The organism is Cupriavidus sp. DB3, assembly GCF_020418465.1.
Classification (GTDB): domain Bacteria; phylum Pseudomonadota; class Gammaproteobacteria; order Burkholderiales; family Burkholderiaceae; genus Cupriavidus; species Cupriavidus cauae.
The window spans coordinates 2,501-16,947 of the sequence record NZ_JAIZPL010000010.1 but is presented as its reverse complement, the minus strand read 5'-3'; the positions used below and the strand labels follow the sequence as shown (position 1 = coordinate 16,947).

Genomic DNA, 14,447 nt, shown 5'->3' with positions numbered 1-14,447 from the left:
GCTATGGCCCGGCCTGAAACGGCGAATCCTAACCGCGCGCCACGCCGTCGTCGTTGAAGGCTGTCAGGCGCGAGATGCGGAAGGTGTGGCGCAGCGATTCGAGTTCGCTCCGGTGCAGCAGCGCCAGCCGGTTCAGGCAACGCTCGCCCTTGGGCTGCAGGTGGACCTGCACCACGCGGCGGTCGGCCGCATTGGTCTTGCGCTTGACCAGCCCGGCCGCCTCGCAGCGATTGACCAGCGCGACCACGCCGTGCTGCTTGGCCTGCAGCCGCTCGGCCAGTTCGCCGATCGAGGCCCAGTCGCGCCCGGGGAAGCCGCGGATATGCAGCAGCAGCAGATACTGCTGCACGGTCAGGCCCTCCTCGCGCACGGCGTCTTCGGAAAACCGCATGAAGCGCCGCAACTGGTAGCGGAAGTCGGACAGCGCCTCGAAGTCCTGCTTGGCAAGCTCGGTGGCGCTCGATGAACGGGGCTGGGTCATGGCGTGCGATGGCGCGGCCGGCGTGGCAGCGCGGCCGCAATCTGGAGTCGGCCGTCATTATAGGTGCGCGGCAAGGCGGTCAGGCAGCGTGCGGCGCACCGGCATGCGTCCGTGGCCGCGGCCACCGTTGCGCTACGCGGGGCATCCCGGGTATGGCAGAATCTGTGCGTCCGCAGACACCTGCGCCACGACCACGGAATTCCGATGCTCTCGCAAATCGCCATCTTTCTGCTCGATACCGTTTTCACGCTCTTCGGCATGGCGCTGCTGCTGCGGCTGTGGATGCAACTGACGCGCTTGCCGGCGCGCAATCCGATCTCGCACGCCGTGTTCCAGGTCACGGACTGGCTGGTGCGGCCGCTGCGGCGAATCATTCCGGGCGTCGGCGGCATCGACTGGGCCACCGTGGTCGCGGCCTGGCTGACCGCCGTGGTGTTCCTGCTCGCGGTGATCGGCCTGACCGCCGGCAACCCGCTCGGCCTGCTGCCCGCCGTGCTCGGCATCGCGGTGCTCAACGTGCTCAAGTGGGGCATCAGCCTGGTGATGTGGGTCACGCTGCTGATGGCGATCCTGTCCTGGGTCAACCCGCACTCGCCGATCACCCCGGTGATCCAGCAGTTGACCGATCCGCTGCTCGATCCGATCCGCCGCGTGATCCCGCGCCTGGGCGGCTTCGATATCTCGCCGCTGGTGCTGTTCATCCTTGCCCAGGTGCTGCTGATGGTGATCGCCGGCCTGAGCGTCAATCTGTTCGGCCTGCGGCATCTGCTTTGAGCCAGGATGCTCCAGCGCTGCCGGACCGGTGTAGCCCTGCCGTTGGTTACCCGCCGTTGGTTCCCTGCGGGTGGTTCCCTGCGGGTGGTTCCCTGTAGGTAGTCCTGCCAATGGTTCCCCGCCATTGTGCGCCTGCCTGAACAGTGTGTTGCTGCAAGGCCTCTTTTTCCACGCAATCGACGGGCGTAGATTCTGGCGGTGTGGTCGGCTTGATGCCGGCCACGCGGCTTTGATCAAAGGAAAAAGAACCATGAAGACTCTTGCACAACCCCGTCGCCTGGCCTTCGCGCTGCTCTGCGCCGCCGGCCTGTCCCTGTCCGCCACCGCGCTGCACGCCACCACGCTCGATCGCGACGTGCTGCGCCTCGAAGGCGCCTCGATGCACGTCGGCAAGGCCGACCCGTACAGCGACGGCGCCCGCACGGTGGACGCCTACACCGATGGCGCCCGCAGCGTCGACGCGTACACGGACGGCGCCCGCGCCGACCACGTGTCGGACGGTCGCGACCGTTTCGGCCAGGGCGCCTGACGCCTCCGCACGCCAGCGCGCCATCCGGCGTGCCAGCGAAAACCGGCCCGCGGGCCGGTTTTTTCATGGGCGCCGGCGTTGGACGCAGATGCCGGAAGGCCCGCGTTGCCTGCTCGTTTCGCGCGCGCTCCCTGCGCTCGCTGCGCTCATGCGCCTCTACGCGTTCCCTGCGGGCTCCCCGCACGTTCCCTGCGCATTCCATCCGGCCGCGCGCCGATTGTTCCGGCAGCCGGACGAAGTTTCCAGCCCAGGCGGTTTTTCCCGCACGCGCGCGTCGCTAAGCTGGCGCCCATGCCCCACCAACCGCTGCCGGCCGGCCATCCCGCGCCGAATCCTGCCCCGAACCCCGCCCCGCCACCTTCGCTGCGCCTCGCCTCTCACCCCGAGATGGGACCGCTGCGCCTGTCGGCGTTCGGGCTGACGCTGGGACTGGTCACCGGGCTGGACTTCTCGTCGACGCTGATGATGGCGGTGGCGAGCCAGCACATCCAGGGCGGCGTCAACGCGACGCCCAGCGACTACCTGTACGCGGTCAGCGCCTATGCCGCGGCCGCCGTGCTGATGAACATGCTGCTCGACCAGATCGCGCGGCGCATCACCTACAAGCGCTTCACGATGGCGTCGCTGGTGGTGTTCGTGCTCGGCGCGATCCTGTGCGCGGAGGCCGGCTCGCCGACGGGCCTGATCGTCGGCAAGACGGTCGAGGGCCTGGGCGCCGGCGGCCTGTTCGCGGCCTCGCGCATCCTGGTGCAGCTGCTGACGGCGCCCGCCGAGCGCGCCCCGCTGCTGCTGCGTTTCGGCCTGGGTTCGTTCGGGCTGCTGGCGGTGACGCCCTGGCTGACCGGCATCTTCCTCGACGAGATCGGCTGGCGCGCGGTCTTCCTGTTCCAGGCCGTGATCGCGCTGCCGGTGCTGGCGCTGGTGGCGCTGACCTACCCCCGCCGCGGCCCCCGCGACCCGCATCCGCCGGTATCGACGCTGGACTGGCCCGCCGCGCTCAGCGCCGCGGCCGGCGCGCTGGTGCTGCTGCACACGCTGCAGGAGATGCGCTACACGCGCTTCTTCAGCACGCCCCACATGCCGCTGATGGCCGCGGCCGGGCTGGCGCTGCTGCTGTTCTGCGCCTGGCGCCTGCACCGGCATCAGGACCCATGGATCGACCCGTCGCGGCTGCTCGGCCGGCGCTATCTGTATGGCCTGGGCTTCTACACGCTGTACTACCTGCTGTCGGCGATCTGGGCCTATCTGCTGCCGACGCTGACGCAGAGCGGGCTGGGCCTGACCTTTCGCACCACCAGCATGCTGCTGTCGGTCAGCGGCACCGTGTCGGCGATCGGCGCGGTGGTGCTGACCCTGTGCATGGCGATGGTGTTCCGCAAGCGGCGGGTGATCGCGGCCGGCCTGGTGGTCTACGCCTGCGCAGCGATGCTGCTGTCGCAGCGGCTGATGCCGGGCGCGCCCGACTACGCGCTGGTGCCGGTGGTGCTGCTGGAGGGGCTGACGCCGGTGCTGCTGATGATCCAGGTGGCCTCGATGACCTACCTCGATCTGCCGGTCGAGGACTTCGCCCACGCCTACCAGTTCAAGAACGTCTGCAAGCAGATCGCCTCGGCGACGGGCACCGGGCTGGCCAGCATGTGGATGCAGGAAGGCGCGGCCACGCACCGCACCCATCTGGTCGAACACGTGACGCGCTTCGAGCCCGCCCTGCAGCAGGGCGGCGGGCTGTCAGCCCTGGACCTGGCGCAGTTGTCGCAGGAGGTGGACCGCCAGGCCACCTTGCTGGCGGGCATGGACCTGCTGCACGGCTTCGCGCTGGTCTGCGTGCTGATCGCGGCGTTCGTGCTGGTGCAGAAGAGCTTCCGCTGAGGGTTCTCATTCGGGGTGCCCGGTCGCCGGTTCGCCGGTTCGCCGGTTCGCCGGTTCGCCGGTTCGCCGGGTCTCCGGTTCCCTGGGTCTCTGGGTCTCTGGGTCTCTGGGTCTCTGGGTCTCTGGGTCTCTGGGTCTCTGGGTCTCTGGGGCTCCGGGTCTCTGGGTCTCTGGGTCTCTGGGTCTCTGGGGCTCCGGGGCTCCGGGGCTCCCGGGTCCCGGCCGGGCGGTGCCTGCCTCGGGGTCGTCGCGCAACGCGGCATTGCGGCATGCCCCTCTGGCGGTTTGCGGCCTTTTCCACTACTCTTTCGGCCTTTCCGTGCGCATTCGGCATCCAGCCGTATACCTCGATGGCCAGCCACGCCCCGAACGATTCCAAGGATTCCCAGCCGTCCGCCGCCCAGGCCGCCGGAAATGCCGGCAACACCGGCAACACCGGCACCGCCGAGAAGCCCAGCGACAGCTACGTCCAGTCCTTCGCACGCGGGCTGTCGGTGATCCGCGCCTTCAACGCGCAGCGTCCCGCCCAGACCCTGACCGAAATCGCGCAAGCCAGCGGCCTGACGCGTGCCGGCGCGCGGCGCATCCTGCTGACGCTGGTGGGCCTGGGCTACGTCGAGGCCGACGGCCGGCTGTTCCGGCTGACGCCGAAGATTCTCGACCTCGGCTTCGCCTATCTGACGTCGATGCCGTTCTGGAACCTGGCCGAGCCGATCATGGAGGCGCTGTCGCAGCAGGTGCACGAGAGCTGCTCGGTGTCGGTGCTGGACGGGACCGAGATCGTCTACGTGCTGCGCGTGCCCGCGCGCAAGATCATGACGATCAATCTGTCGATCGGCAGCCGGCTGCCCGCCTATTGCTCGTCGATGGGCCGCGTGCTGCTGGCCGGGCTGTCCGACACGGAGCTGGACCGCGTGCTGCACGCCAGCGATCTGCGCAAGCGCACGCAGCGCACGGTCACCGATATCGACGAGCTGAAGGCGATCATCGCGCGCATCCGCGCACAGGGATGGGCGCAGAACGATCAGGAGCTGGAGGAAGGACTGGTGTCGCTGTCGGCGCCGATCCGCAATCGGGCCGGCCAGGTCATTGCCGCGATGAATATCAGCGGCCAGGCCAACCGCACCAGCGCCGAGGAAATGGTGCGCCGTTTCCTGCCGCCGCTGCTGGAAGCGTCCGAGAAGATTACCAACCTGGTCAGCCTGCGCACCTGAGGGTTGCGAATCCGAGGGCTGCGCACCGAGGGCCGCGAATCCGAGGGCTGCGCGCCGAGGGCCACGCACCCGAGGGCCGCGCACCGAGGGCCACGCACCCGAGGGCCGCGCACGTGGTCCTGCGGGCCTGAGGGCTACGCCTTCCCCGGTTTTCTTCCGCGCTTCCGCGCTTTCGCGCTTCCGCGCTTCAGCGCTTCAACTGGCCATCGGGCCCGGCAGCTGGACCATGCCGTGCTGCGCCGACCGCGTGCCGGGCAGCGGCCGGTTGCTCAGGCCCAGGTAGGCGAAGGCGACCGACAGCTTGACCGCGTCGGACAGGTTCTGCCCCGCGCTATGGAACAGCCGGCTGTCGAAGAACAGCACGTCGCCGCGCTGCAATGACAGCGGCGTCGCCCCCGCCAGCAGCGCCGCGCTGGCCGGATGGCTGTCGACCAGAAACTCCGCGGCATCGAGCTGCCCCGGTTCCAGCGCAACGCGATGGGAGCCGGGTATCACGCGCAGCGCGCCGTTGCGCTCGTCCTCGTTGCCCAATGCCAGCCACACCGTCACCAGTTCGGGACTGGCGAACGACCAGTAGCGCGTGTCGCGATGCCAGCCGGTCTGGCTGCCATAGGTCGGATGCTTGGTCATCACGCAGTTGTGGTGGGCCAGCGTCAGCTGCGCCGGCTCGCCGAGCAGCGCGGTGACCAGCGTGGCCACGCGCGGATCGGTCGCCCATTGCTGGAACACCGGGTCGCGGTCATAGGCCTGGCGCAGGCGGCGCACGGTCGCACCGCCCGCAGCGTCACGGCTGCGGGGCGCCCCCGGATAGCCCAGTTCGGCCTCGTATTCGACTGGCTCGACCGCCGCCTCGAGCTGGGCTCGCGCGATGCGCTCCATCGCGTCGCACAGGGCGGGCTCCGCCAGGCCGCGCAACACCACGAAGCCGTCGCGGTGAAACGCCGCGGCGAGCGCTTCGAGTTCTTGTGCGTCGAAGGAGGACGTGGCGGGCGGTGCGGCGGCGTCGCCGGTGGCTTCGGGATCTTGGGGAGCGGCAGGGGTCGTCATGGCGACAGCGGGACGGGCAAGGCGGCGAGGCGATTAGCGTTGCCGCGGGTTCAGCAAGGCGCGAAGGGGACGGTTCGCGCCCCAATAACCGGATGATGCCAGAAGCGGGCGCGGCGTGTGCGGGCGGCCTAGGGATGGAGCATGTCCTGGCTCGCATGCCGGCGCCGGGCTGGAGATCGGCGCCGGGATCGGGGCCGGATCGGCAGCATCAGGGCGAGAATTGATATCGTTCGATATAATTACGTTTGCAACTATATCCCGGGATCGCACTATGTCCTTCGAAGACCGCATCGACCGCTTCTGCGCTGCCCATCCCGAGGCGCCGCGCGACCTGATCATGGCCTCGCGGCTGCTGATGCGCACGGCGCGGCTGCTGCGCGCGCATATCGATCAAGCGCTCGCTCCCTTCGATCTCGACATGTCGCAGTATCTGTGCCTGAGCATGCTGGCCGCTGACGAAGGCCAGCCGAGCATGCCGTCGGAACTGAGCACCACGCTGGATGCGACCCGCACACAGATGACGCGGCTGCTCGACGGACTCGAAGCGCGCGGTCTGCTGCGCCGCCGCGCCTCGACGCAGGACCGGCGCAGCCTCGAGCTGCGGCTGACCGCGGCGGGGCGCAGCCTGGTCGAGCGCGCCGCGCCGGTCGTGCACGCGGCGTACGGGGAAGCATGGGGCCCGTTGGGCGAGACGGGACTGGCAGGCGCGACGCGCGCGCTCGCGAAACTGCACCAGCATCTGGACACGCTGCAATCATGAGCGCGCAGGTCGTATCGCGCGGGTCCACGCGGCTGCGCCGCAGCCGGCTGTGGTGCCGGCTGTGGTGCCGGCTGTGGTGGCGGCTGGGGCTCCAGCTGCGATTACGGGTACTGCTACGGCTGCGGCTGCGGCTGCCGCTGCGATTGGGGCTGGGGCTCGGGCTGCGGCTGCATCCGCAACTGCTCGGCCACCGCCAACGCCAGACGTTGCTGATGCTGCTGCTGGCGCTGGCCACCGCCGTCGAATTCCTCGAGAACATCATGTTCGTCTTCGCCGCCAGCCATATCGTCGGCGGCATCGACGGCGATCCGCGCAGCTTCGCGCTGGTGCAGGCAGCCTACGCGGTCGGCAGCATGCTGACGATCCTGAAGCAGCCGTGGCTGGCGCAGCGCTTCGGCTATCGCCGCTATCTGACCGGCGCGCTGCTGCTGTTCATTGCCGGGGCGCTGGCCGCCGCGGCCAGCCATTCGGTGACGCAGCTCGCCGCCGCGCGCCTGCTGCGGGGGCTCGGCGGCGGTGCGCTGTTTACCAGTTGCCGTATCCTGGTCAATCTGATGTTCTCCCCCGCCGACCGGCCGCGTGCCTTGCGCATCTTCATGCTGGGGATCTTCGGCGCCTCGACGCTGGCCCCGGCCTTTGCCGCCGCGCTGATCGAGCATGGCGTCTGGCAGGACGTGTTCTACGGCGTGGTGCCCTTCGCCGCGCTGGCTGCGATCGCTGCATGGTGGCTGTTGCCCGATGCGGAGCCCTCGCGCGACGCCGCGCAGGCCCCCGCGATCGGCCCGCTGCTGCTGTTCGGCGTCGCCATCGTCGCGCTGCAGGCCGCGTTGAGCGAGGCGCGCTTCGATGTGCTGTCGCACCCGTTGCGGCTCGCCGCGCTCGCCGCGAGCGGCGCCGCGCTGCTGGCGCTGTTCCTTTGGCACCAGTGGCATCACGGCAAGCCGCTGCTGGCGCTGCGCAACCTGCGCCATCCGGTTTACCTGACCGGCCTGGCGATGTATTTCGTCTACTACCTGATCAACAACCTGAGCGGCTACCTGTTTCCGATCTATGCCGAACAGGCGCTGGGGCTGCCGCTGCAGACGACCGGCTGGCTCAACACGTTGTCGGCCGCGGTCAGCCTCGTGGGCATCGCCATCTATCTGAAGAGCGCTTCGCGCCTGCCCCGCAAGAAGCCGCTGATGACCGCGGGCCTGCTGGTGATGGCCGGCGCGGCGTGGTGGTTCTCGCGCTTGCCGCCCGATGCCGATGTCGGCGCGCTCGCGTGGGGCCTGGTCGGCAAGGGCCTGTTCGGCGTGATGGTGATCATCCCGATCGCGGGTCTGACGTTTCGCCCGTTATCGGTCGAGGATTTTGCGCACGGCTATCGCAGCAAGAACCTGATGCGGCAGATCGCCAGCTCGTTCGCTTCCGCGCTCGGCGCGATCCTGCTGCAGAACCGGCAGTTCGCGGTCCACCAGGGCATCGTCGACGCGCTCGGCAATCGGCCGGAGCAGACAGAGCAATGGATGCGCACGATGGAGGGCACGTTGGCCGCGCGCGGGCTCGACGCCGCGCATGCGCATCAGTTCGCGCTGACATGGCTGGCGCGGCTGGTCGATCAACAGGCCAGGCTGATGGCTTGCGAGGATCTGTATCGCTGGATCGCGCTGCTGGCGCTGTGCGCGGCGGCGGCGATGCTGTGGCAGCGTCGGCTCGATTGAGCGCGCCGCGAGGGACCGCAGCAGGGGCTGCGGTCGAGGTGAGGGTGTTGTCCGGCGGCGTTGCCGTCGTCAGAACAGCGGCAGCTGCCGCATGCCGAAGCCCACGGTCTCTTCGACGCGCATGCGCGCGTGCGCCAGCGAGCCTTCGGCACCCGAGTAGTTGCCGGCCGCCCAGCGATAGACCACGGGGACTTCGCCGCGCTCGGACAGATGTACTTCGCCCAGCTTGTCGCCGCGCTCGTTGCGGTAGTAGTGGGAACGATAGCCGCGCTCCCAGTAGGTGACCTCTACCTTCTTGCGACGACGGGGCGACGGCGTCGCGCGCGGCATGCGCCGCGCCCGGTCGTTCGCCGTCACCGTAGATGCACGCGTGAGATCCAACTGCATAGACTTCCTTTTCGATCGAGTCCACAAGACGATGGCACCGATGCCTCGTCATGCATCGCAGTCGTGATGATACGCCGTGATTGCGTTCCTGTGTGGCTATGCAGCCCGGAAAACCGCTCTGGGCAACGTTTTCCGGGTGGGTACGTATACGTATACCTGCCGTATACGTGGGCGCGTATACGGCAGGTATACGGGGTCGTATACGGGGTCGTATACGTGGGCGTATACCTGCCCGTATACCTGCGGTACACCTCGACGTGTACGTCGAGGCGTGAGAGCTGACCGACAAAAAAAGCGTCGCGCCCGGGCCTGTCGATGCCCATTCGCGACGCCTTGCGCGCCTTCGGTCAGCTCAACTTGATCTGCGCGATTTGATCAGCGAGATCGATCGGCGCAATTCGATCAGCCCAATTCGATCGGCACGAACAGCTGCATGTCGTCACGCTGCACCAGCAGTGCGACCTCTTTGCCGGCCTTCGACACCATCGTGCGCAATTGCTCGACCGACTTGATCGGCGTCCCGTTGAAGGCGAGGATCACGTCGCCGGCTTGAATGCCGACGCGTGCCGCGGGACCCGACGCGCCCTCCACCACCAGGCCGCCAGCGATGCCGCTCTCGCGCTGCTCCGCGGGCGACAGCGGGCGCACCGCAAGCCCGAGCTTGCCGCCGGACTCGGCGCCATCGCTCTTCTGCGCGACGGTCTGCTCGTTCGCCGCGCCGACCTTGACGGTCAGCGTGACGGGCTTGCCCTCGCGCACGACCTTCAGCTTCGTTTCGGTACCCGGCTTCAGGTCGGCCACGTGCTCCGGCAGGTCGGTGGAGCGGTCGACCGGGTCGTCGCCGATCTGCACGATCACATCCCCAGGCTTCAGGCCCGCCTTCGCCGCGGGGCCGTCAGGCTCGACCGTATTGACCAGGGCGCCCGCCGGCTTGGGCAAACCGAACGACTGCGCCAGGGCCTGGTTGACCTCCTGCACGCCGATGCCCAGGCGTCCGCGCGTCACCTTGCCGTGCGCGACCAGCTGCTGCTGAACCTTGGTGGCCACGTCGATCGGGATGGCGAACGACAGGCCCTGATAACCGCCGGTCCGGCTGTAGATCTGCGAATTGATGCCGATCACTTCGCCGCGCTGATTGAACAGCGGACCGCCCGAGTTGCCGGGATTGACCGCGACGTCGGTCTGGATGAACGGGACATAGGTGTCGTCCGGCAGCGCGCGCGACTTCGCGCTGACGATGCCGGCGGTCACGGTGTTCTCGAAACCGTACGGCGAACCGATCGCGACCACCGGCTCGCCGACGCGCACCTGCGACGGGTCGCCCAGCTGCACGGTGGGCAGGTCCTTCGCGTCGATCTTGATCACCGCGATGTCGGTCTGCTTGTCGACGCCGAGCACCTTGGCCTTGAACTCGCGGCGATCGGTCAGCTTGACGACGACTTCCTGCGCACCGTCGACAACGTGCGCGTTGGTCAGGATCATGCCGTCCGGACTGACGATAAAGCCGGAGCCCAGGCCACGCGCCAGTTGCGGCTGTTCCGGCTGCGGTCCATACGGGAACGGGATGCCGAAGCGCTTGAAGAACTGGAACATCGGATCGTCCGGATCCATGCCCGGCGGCAGCTGCGCCGCGGTGCGCTGCGCGCGTGCGGTCACGCTGATATTCACCACCGCGGGACCGTAGCGGTCGACGATGCCGGAGAAGTCGGTCGGCGTTGCCATCGCGCGTGCGGGAGCGGCGCCGACCTGCGCGGTCACCGGGGTCGGCGCGGCATAGCTCGATGACACCGCTTCCTTCTGGAGATAGTTGTAGCCGCCTGCCAACACGCCCAGGGCAGCAATGGCAACGGCCGTACGAGCAACAGTTCGGCGAATCATCTGGTTCTCCTCGTTGGTTCGGCGCCCACGGCGGGCGCGACGAGGACATGCTAGGGGGCGAGACTTAAACCAGCCTTAAGGGAAGGAAAGCGATAGCCGGAAACCGATGGCCGGGTCTGCGGGATCGGTGGCCGGTTGTCACCACCGGGACCGTTGACTGCGCCACGCGGCTTCGATTGAGGATTGATTCAGGACTTCGAGGGCAACGCCGCGGCGTCGGATCGGCGACCGCCCTCGCGTAGCCACGCCAGCAAGGCCGGCATCTCGGCTTGGGCCAGCATCTCGCATAGCTCCCGTTTGCGGGCGGCATGCAGGCGCTTGACCAGCGCTTCCAGCCGGGATGCTTCCGCCCGGTCGGCACAGCGCAACTGGGCGGCGATCGCAATGGGTTTACGCGAGCGCGTGTAGCGGGCGCCAGTGCCGGCCTGATGCTGGGCGAAGCGGCGGGCGACATCGGTGGTGATGCCGGTATAGAGGCTGCCATCGGCGCATTCGAGCAGGTACAGGTACCAGGAATGGTCGGATGGCGTGGTCACTTTGGGTTCGAGATTGAGGGCGCGGCCGCGAAGCCGGCATTGTGCCGCAGTTGCGGTGAGGAGGAAAGCGCTCTGAATTGGACTGCAGCGGCGTTATTGGGCCTGTGCCGCTCGGCTACTCGCTGCTCGGCTGCTCGGCTGCTCGGCTGCTCGGCTGCTCGGCTGCTCGGCTGCTGCAATTGTGGTCGCTTTCCGCCGCCGCAAAGCAAAACACCCCAGACCTTGTGAGATCTGGGGTGTCTTGGGGATGGAGAGCCTGGCGATGACCTACTTTCACACGGGTAGTCCGCACTATCATCGGCGCGAAGTCGTTTCACGGTCCTGTTCGGGATGGGAAGGGGTGGTTCCGACTTGCTATGGTCACCAGGCATAAAGGGTTGCCGGACTGGCTTGAGGCCAATCTGGCGTATTGGGATGTAGCGTCGGGTTGTGCTGTATGGCACGTATGCGGCAACACCAGCGGATTGAAACGCACTGGTTATAGGATCAAGCCTTACGGGCAATTAGTACTGGTTAGCTTAACGCATTACTGCGCTTCCACACCCAGCCTATCAACGTCCTGGTCTTGAACGACCCTTCAAGGAGCTCGAGGCTCCAGGGAATCCTCATCTTCAGGCGAGTTTCCCGCTTAGATGCTTTCAGCGGTTATCTCTTCCGTACATAGCTACCCTGCGATGCCTCTGGCGAGACAACAGGTACACCAGCGGTACGTCCACTCCGGTCCTCTCGTACTAGGAGCAGCCCCCGTCAAGATTCCAACGCCCACGGCAGATAGGGACCAAACTGTCTCACGACGTTTTAAACCCAGCTCACGTACCTCTTTAAATGGCGAACAGCCATACCCTTGGGACCGGCTACAGCCCCAGGATGAGATGAGCCGACATCGAGGTGCCAAACACCGCCGTCGATATGAACTCTTGGGCGGTATCAGCCTGTTATCCCCAGAGTACCTTTTATCCGTTGAGCGATGGCCCTTCCATTCAGAACCACCGGATCACTATGTCCTGCTTTCGCACCTGCTCGACTTGTCGGTCTCGCAGTTAAGCACGCTTTTGCCATTGCACTTTAGGTACGATGTCCGACCGTACCAAGCGTACCTTCGAACTCCTCCGTTACACTTTGGGAGGAGACCGCCCCAGTCAAACTGCCTACCATGCACTGTCCCCGACCCGGATTCACGGGCCTAGGTTAGAACCTCAAACAAACCAGGGTGGTATTTCAAGGACGGCTCCACGAGAACTGGCGTCCTCGCTTCAAAGCCTCCCACCTATCCTACACAGATCGGTTCAAAGTCCAATGCAAAGCTGCAGTAAAGGTTCATGGGGTCTTTCCGTCTAGCCGCGGGGAGATTGCATCATCACAAACACTTCAACTTCGCTGAGTCTCGGGAGGAGACAGTGTGGCCATCGTTACGCCATTCGTGCAGGTCGGAACTTACCCGACAAGGAATTTCGCTACCTTAGGACCGTTATAGTTACGGCCGCCGTTTACCGGGACTTCAATCAAGAGCTTGCACCCCATCATTTAATCTTCCGGCACCGGGCAGGCGTCACACCCTATACGTCCACTTTCGTGTTTGCAGAGTGCTGTGTTTTTATTAAACAGTCGCAGCCACCATTTTATTGCAACCCCGTCACCCTTCTGGCGCAGGCCAGTCAAGCTACCAGGGCGTACCTTATCCCGAAGTTACGGTACCAATTTGCCGAGTTCCTTCTCCCGAGTTCTCTCAAGCGCCTTAGAATACTCATCTCGCCCACCTGTGTCGGTTTGCGGTACGGTCTCGTATGACTGAAGCTTAGAGGCTTTTCTTGGGACCCCTTCCGATTGCTTCGCAGCACTAGGCCGCTCGCCCCACATCCTTGAATCCTGCGCCCGGATTTGCCAAAGCGCCTTCTCCAATGCAGGGACCGGGACTTCCAACACCCGGACAACCTTCCGCGATCCGTCCCCCCATCGCATCATACGACGGTGCAGGAATATTAACCTGCTTCCCATCAGCTACGCATCTCTGCCTCGCCTTAGGGGCCGACTCACCCTACGCCGATGAACGTTGCGTAGGAAACCTTGGGCTTACGGCGAGGGGGCCTTTCACCCCCTTTATCGCTACTCATGTCAGCATTCGCACTTCCGATACCTCCAGCATCCTTTACAAGACACCTTCACAGGCTTACGGAACGCTCTCCTACCGCGCACACAAGGTGCGCCCGCAGCTTCGGTGACTGGCTTAGCCCCGTTACATCTTCCGCGCAGGACGACTCGATCAGTGAGCTATTACGCTTTCTTTAAAGGGTGGCTGCTTCTAAGCCAACCTCCTGACTGTTTTAGCCTTCCCACTTCGTTTCCCACTTAGCCAATCTTGGGGACCTTAGCTGGCGGTCTGGGTTGTTTCCCTCTTGACACCGGACGTTAGCACCCGATGTCTGTCTCCCGTGATTGCACTCTTCGGTATTCGGAGTTTGCTATGGCGGGGTAATCAGCAATAGACCCCCCAACCATGACAGTGCTCTACCCCCGAAGGTGAGACACGAGGCACTACCTAAATAGTTTTCGGAGAGAACCAGCTATTTCCAGACTTGTTTAGCCTTTCACCCCTATCCACAGCTCATCCCCTAACTTTTCAACGTTAGTGGGTTCGGTCCTCCAGTACGTGTTACCGCACCTTCAACCTGGCCATGGATAGATCGTCTGGTTTCGGGTCTACACCCAGCGACTCAATCGCCCTATTCGGACTCGCTTTCGCTACGCCTTCCCTAACCGGTTAAGCTTGCCACTGAATGTAAGTCGCTGACCCATTATACAAAAGGTACGCCGTCACCCGTTTCCAGGCTCCGACTGTTTGTATGCATGCGGTTTCAGGATCTATTTCACTCCCCTCCCGGGGTTCTTTTCGCCTTTCCCTCACGGTACTGGTTCACTATCGGTCGATCACGAGTATTTAGCCTTGGAGGATGGTCCCCCCATCTTCAGACAGGATTTCACGTGTCCCGCCCTACTTGTCGTACCCCTAGTTCCACAACGCGGTTTTCGCATACAGGGCTATCACCTGCTATGGCCGGGCTTTCCATCCCGTTTTGCTAACCACACTGCTAAAAGGTACAAGGCTCATCCCATTTCGTTCGCCACTACTTTGGGAATCTCGGTTGATTTCTGTTCCTGCAGCTACTTAGATGTTTCAGTTCGCCGCGTTCGCTTCCCACACCTATGGATTCAGTGTGGGATGACCCATACGGGCCGGGTTTCCCCATTCGGACATCTCCGGATCAAAGCTC

Annotated in this window: 10 protein-coding genes, 2 rRNA genes and 1 pseudogene (1 of these 13 cut by a window edge); 6 read left to right on the top strand and 7 right to left on the bottom strand. The window is 65.4% G+C overall.

All coding sequences use genetic code 11. The features are described 5' to 3' along the window. Nucleotides 1–28 precede the first annotated feature (28 nt). Complete coding sequence (locus tag K7G19_RS24300; RefSeq protein ID WP_226109537.1) at nucleotides 29–481, bottom strand: MarR family winged helix-turn-helix transcriptional regulator; 453 nt, start codon at nucleotides 479–481, stop codon at nucleotides 29–31. Nucleotides 482–685: 204 nt separating this feature from the next. Here K7G19_RS24300 and K7G19_RS24295 point away from each other — a divergent pair, with 204 nt between their 5' ends. The 4 genes from K7G19_RS24295 to K7G19_RS24280 all read left to right on the top strand — a co-directional run bounded on the left by K7G19_RS24295 (nucleotide 686) and on the right by K7G19_RS24280 (nucleotide 4,867). Next, entirely contained in the window at nucleotides 686–1,255 is a 570-nt protein-coding gene (locus tag K7G19_RS24295; RefSeq protein WP_149320178.1) for a YggT family protein, read from the top strand. Between the two features lie 250 nt (nucleotides 1,256–1,505). Further along, entirely contained in the window at nucleotides 1,506–1,784 is a 279-nt protein-coding gene (locus K7G19_RS24290) for a hypothetical protein (protein ID WP_149320177.1), read from the top strand. Between the two features lie 291 nt (nucleotides 1,785–2,075). Continuing rightward, nucleotides 2,076–3,653: an MFS transporter gene (locus tag K7G19_RS24285; RefSeq protein WP_223819435.1), complete on the top strand. Its 1,578-nt coding sequence runs from the start codon at nucleotides 2,076–2,078 to the stop codon at nucleotides 3,651–3,653. Between the two features lie 350 nt (nucleotides 3,654–4,003). Next, nucleotides 4,004–4,867: an IclR family transcriptional regulator gene (locus tag K7G19_RS24280; RefSeq protein ID WP_226109536.1), complete on the top strand. Its 864-nt coding sequence runs from the start codon at nucleotides 4,004–4,006 to the stop codon at nucleotides 4,865–4,867. 195 nt (nucleotides 4,868–5,062) lie between these two features. Here the strand turns inward: K7G19_RS24280 and K7G19_RS24275 are convergent, their stop codons facing one another. Further along, the gene (locus K7G19_RS24275; protein ID WP_149320175.1) at nucleotides 5,063–5,914 is read right to left on the bottom strand and encodes a phytanoyl-CoA dioxygenase family protein; all 852 of its coding nucleotides are present in this window, start codon (nucleotides 5,912–5,914) and stop codon (nucleotides 5,063–5,065) included. A gap of 271 nt (nucleotides 5,915–6,185) precedes the next feature. Between K7G19_RS24275 and K7G19_RS24270 the strand changes: the two genes are divergently transcribed. Further along, a complete protein-coding gene (locus K7G19_RS24270; RefSeq protein ID WP_149320174.1) occupies nucleotides 6,186–6,674 on the top strand; it encodes a MarR family winged helix-turn-helix transcriptional regulator in 489 nt (162 codons plus the stop codon). Nucleotides 6,675–6,886: 212 nt separating this feature from the next. Further along, complete coding sequence (locus K7G19_RS24265) at nucleotides 6,887–8,377, top strand: MFS transporter (protein WP_226109567.1); 1,491 nt, start codon at nucleotides 6,887–6,889, stop codon at nucleotides 8,375–8,377. A gap of 69 nt (nucleotides 8,378–8,446) precedes the next feature. Here K7G19_RS24265 and K7G19_RS24260 read toward each other — a convergent pair whose 3' ends face one another. From K7G19_RS24260 to K7G19_RS24240, 5 genes and pseudogenes are all read right to left on the bottom strand, one after another. Beyond that, the gene (locus tag K7G19_RS24260; RefSeq protein ID WP_149320172.1) at nucleotides 8,447–8,764 is read right to left on the bottom strand and encodes a hypothetical protein; all 318 of its coding nucleotides are present in this window, start codon (nucleotides 8,762–8,764) and stop codon (nucleotides 8,447–8,449) included. A gap of 402 nt (nucleotides 8,765–9,166) precedes the next feature. After that, the gene (locus K7G19_RS24255; protein ID WP_226109535.1) at nucleotides 9,167–10,642 is read right to left on the bottom strand and encodes a DegQ family serine endoprotease; all 1,476 of its coding nucleotides are present in this window, start codon (nucleotides 10,640–10,642) and stop codon (nucleotides 9,167–9,169) included. Nucleotides 10,643–10,848: 206 nt separating this feature from the next. After that, nucleotides 10,849–11,178: pseudogene (locus tag K7G19_RS24250) on the bottom strand (GIY-YIG nuclease family protein); the annotation flags it as partial. Nucleotides 11,179–11,432: 254 nt separating this feature from the next. Beyond that, nucleotides 11,433–11,546 (bottom strand): 5S ribosomal RNA (rrf, locus tag K7G19_RS24245). Between the two features lie 114 nt (nucleotides 11,547–11,660). Next, nucleotides 11,661–14,447: ribosomal RNA gene (locus K7G19_RS24240) — 23S ribosomal RNA — on the bottom strand; it runs 94 nt beyond the window's last position.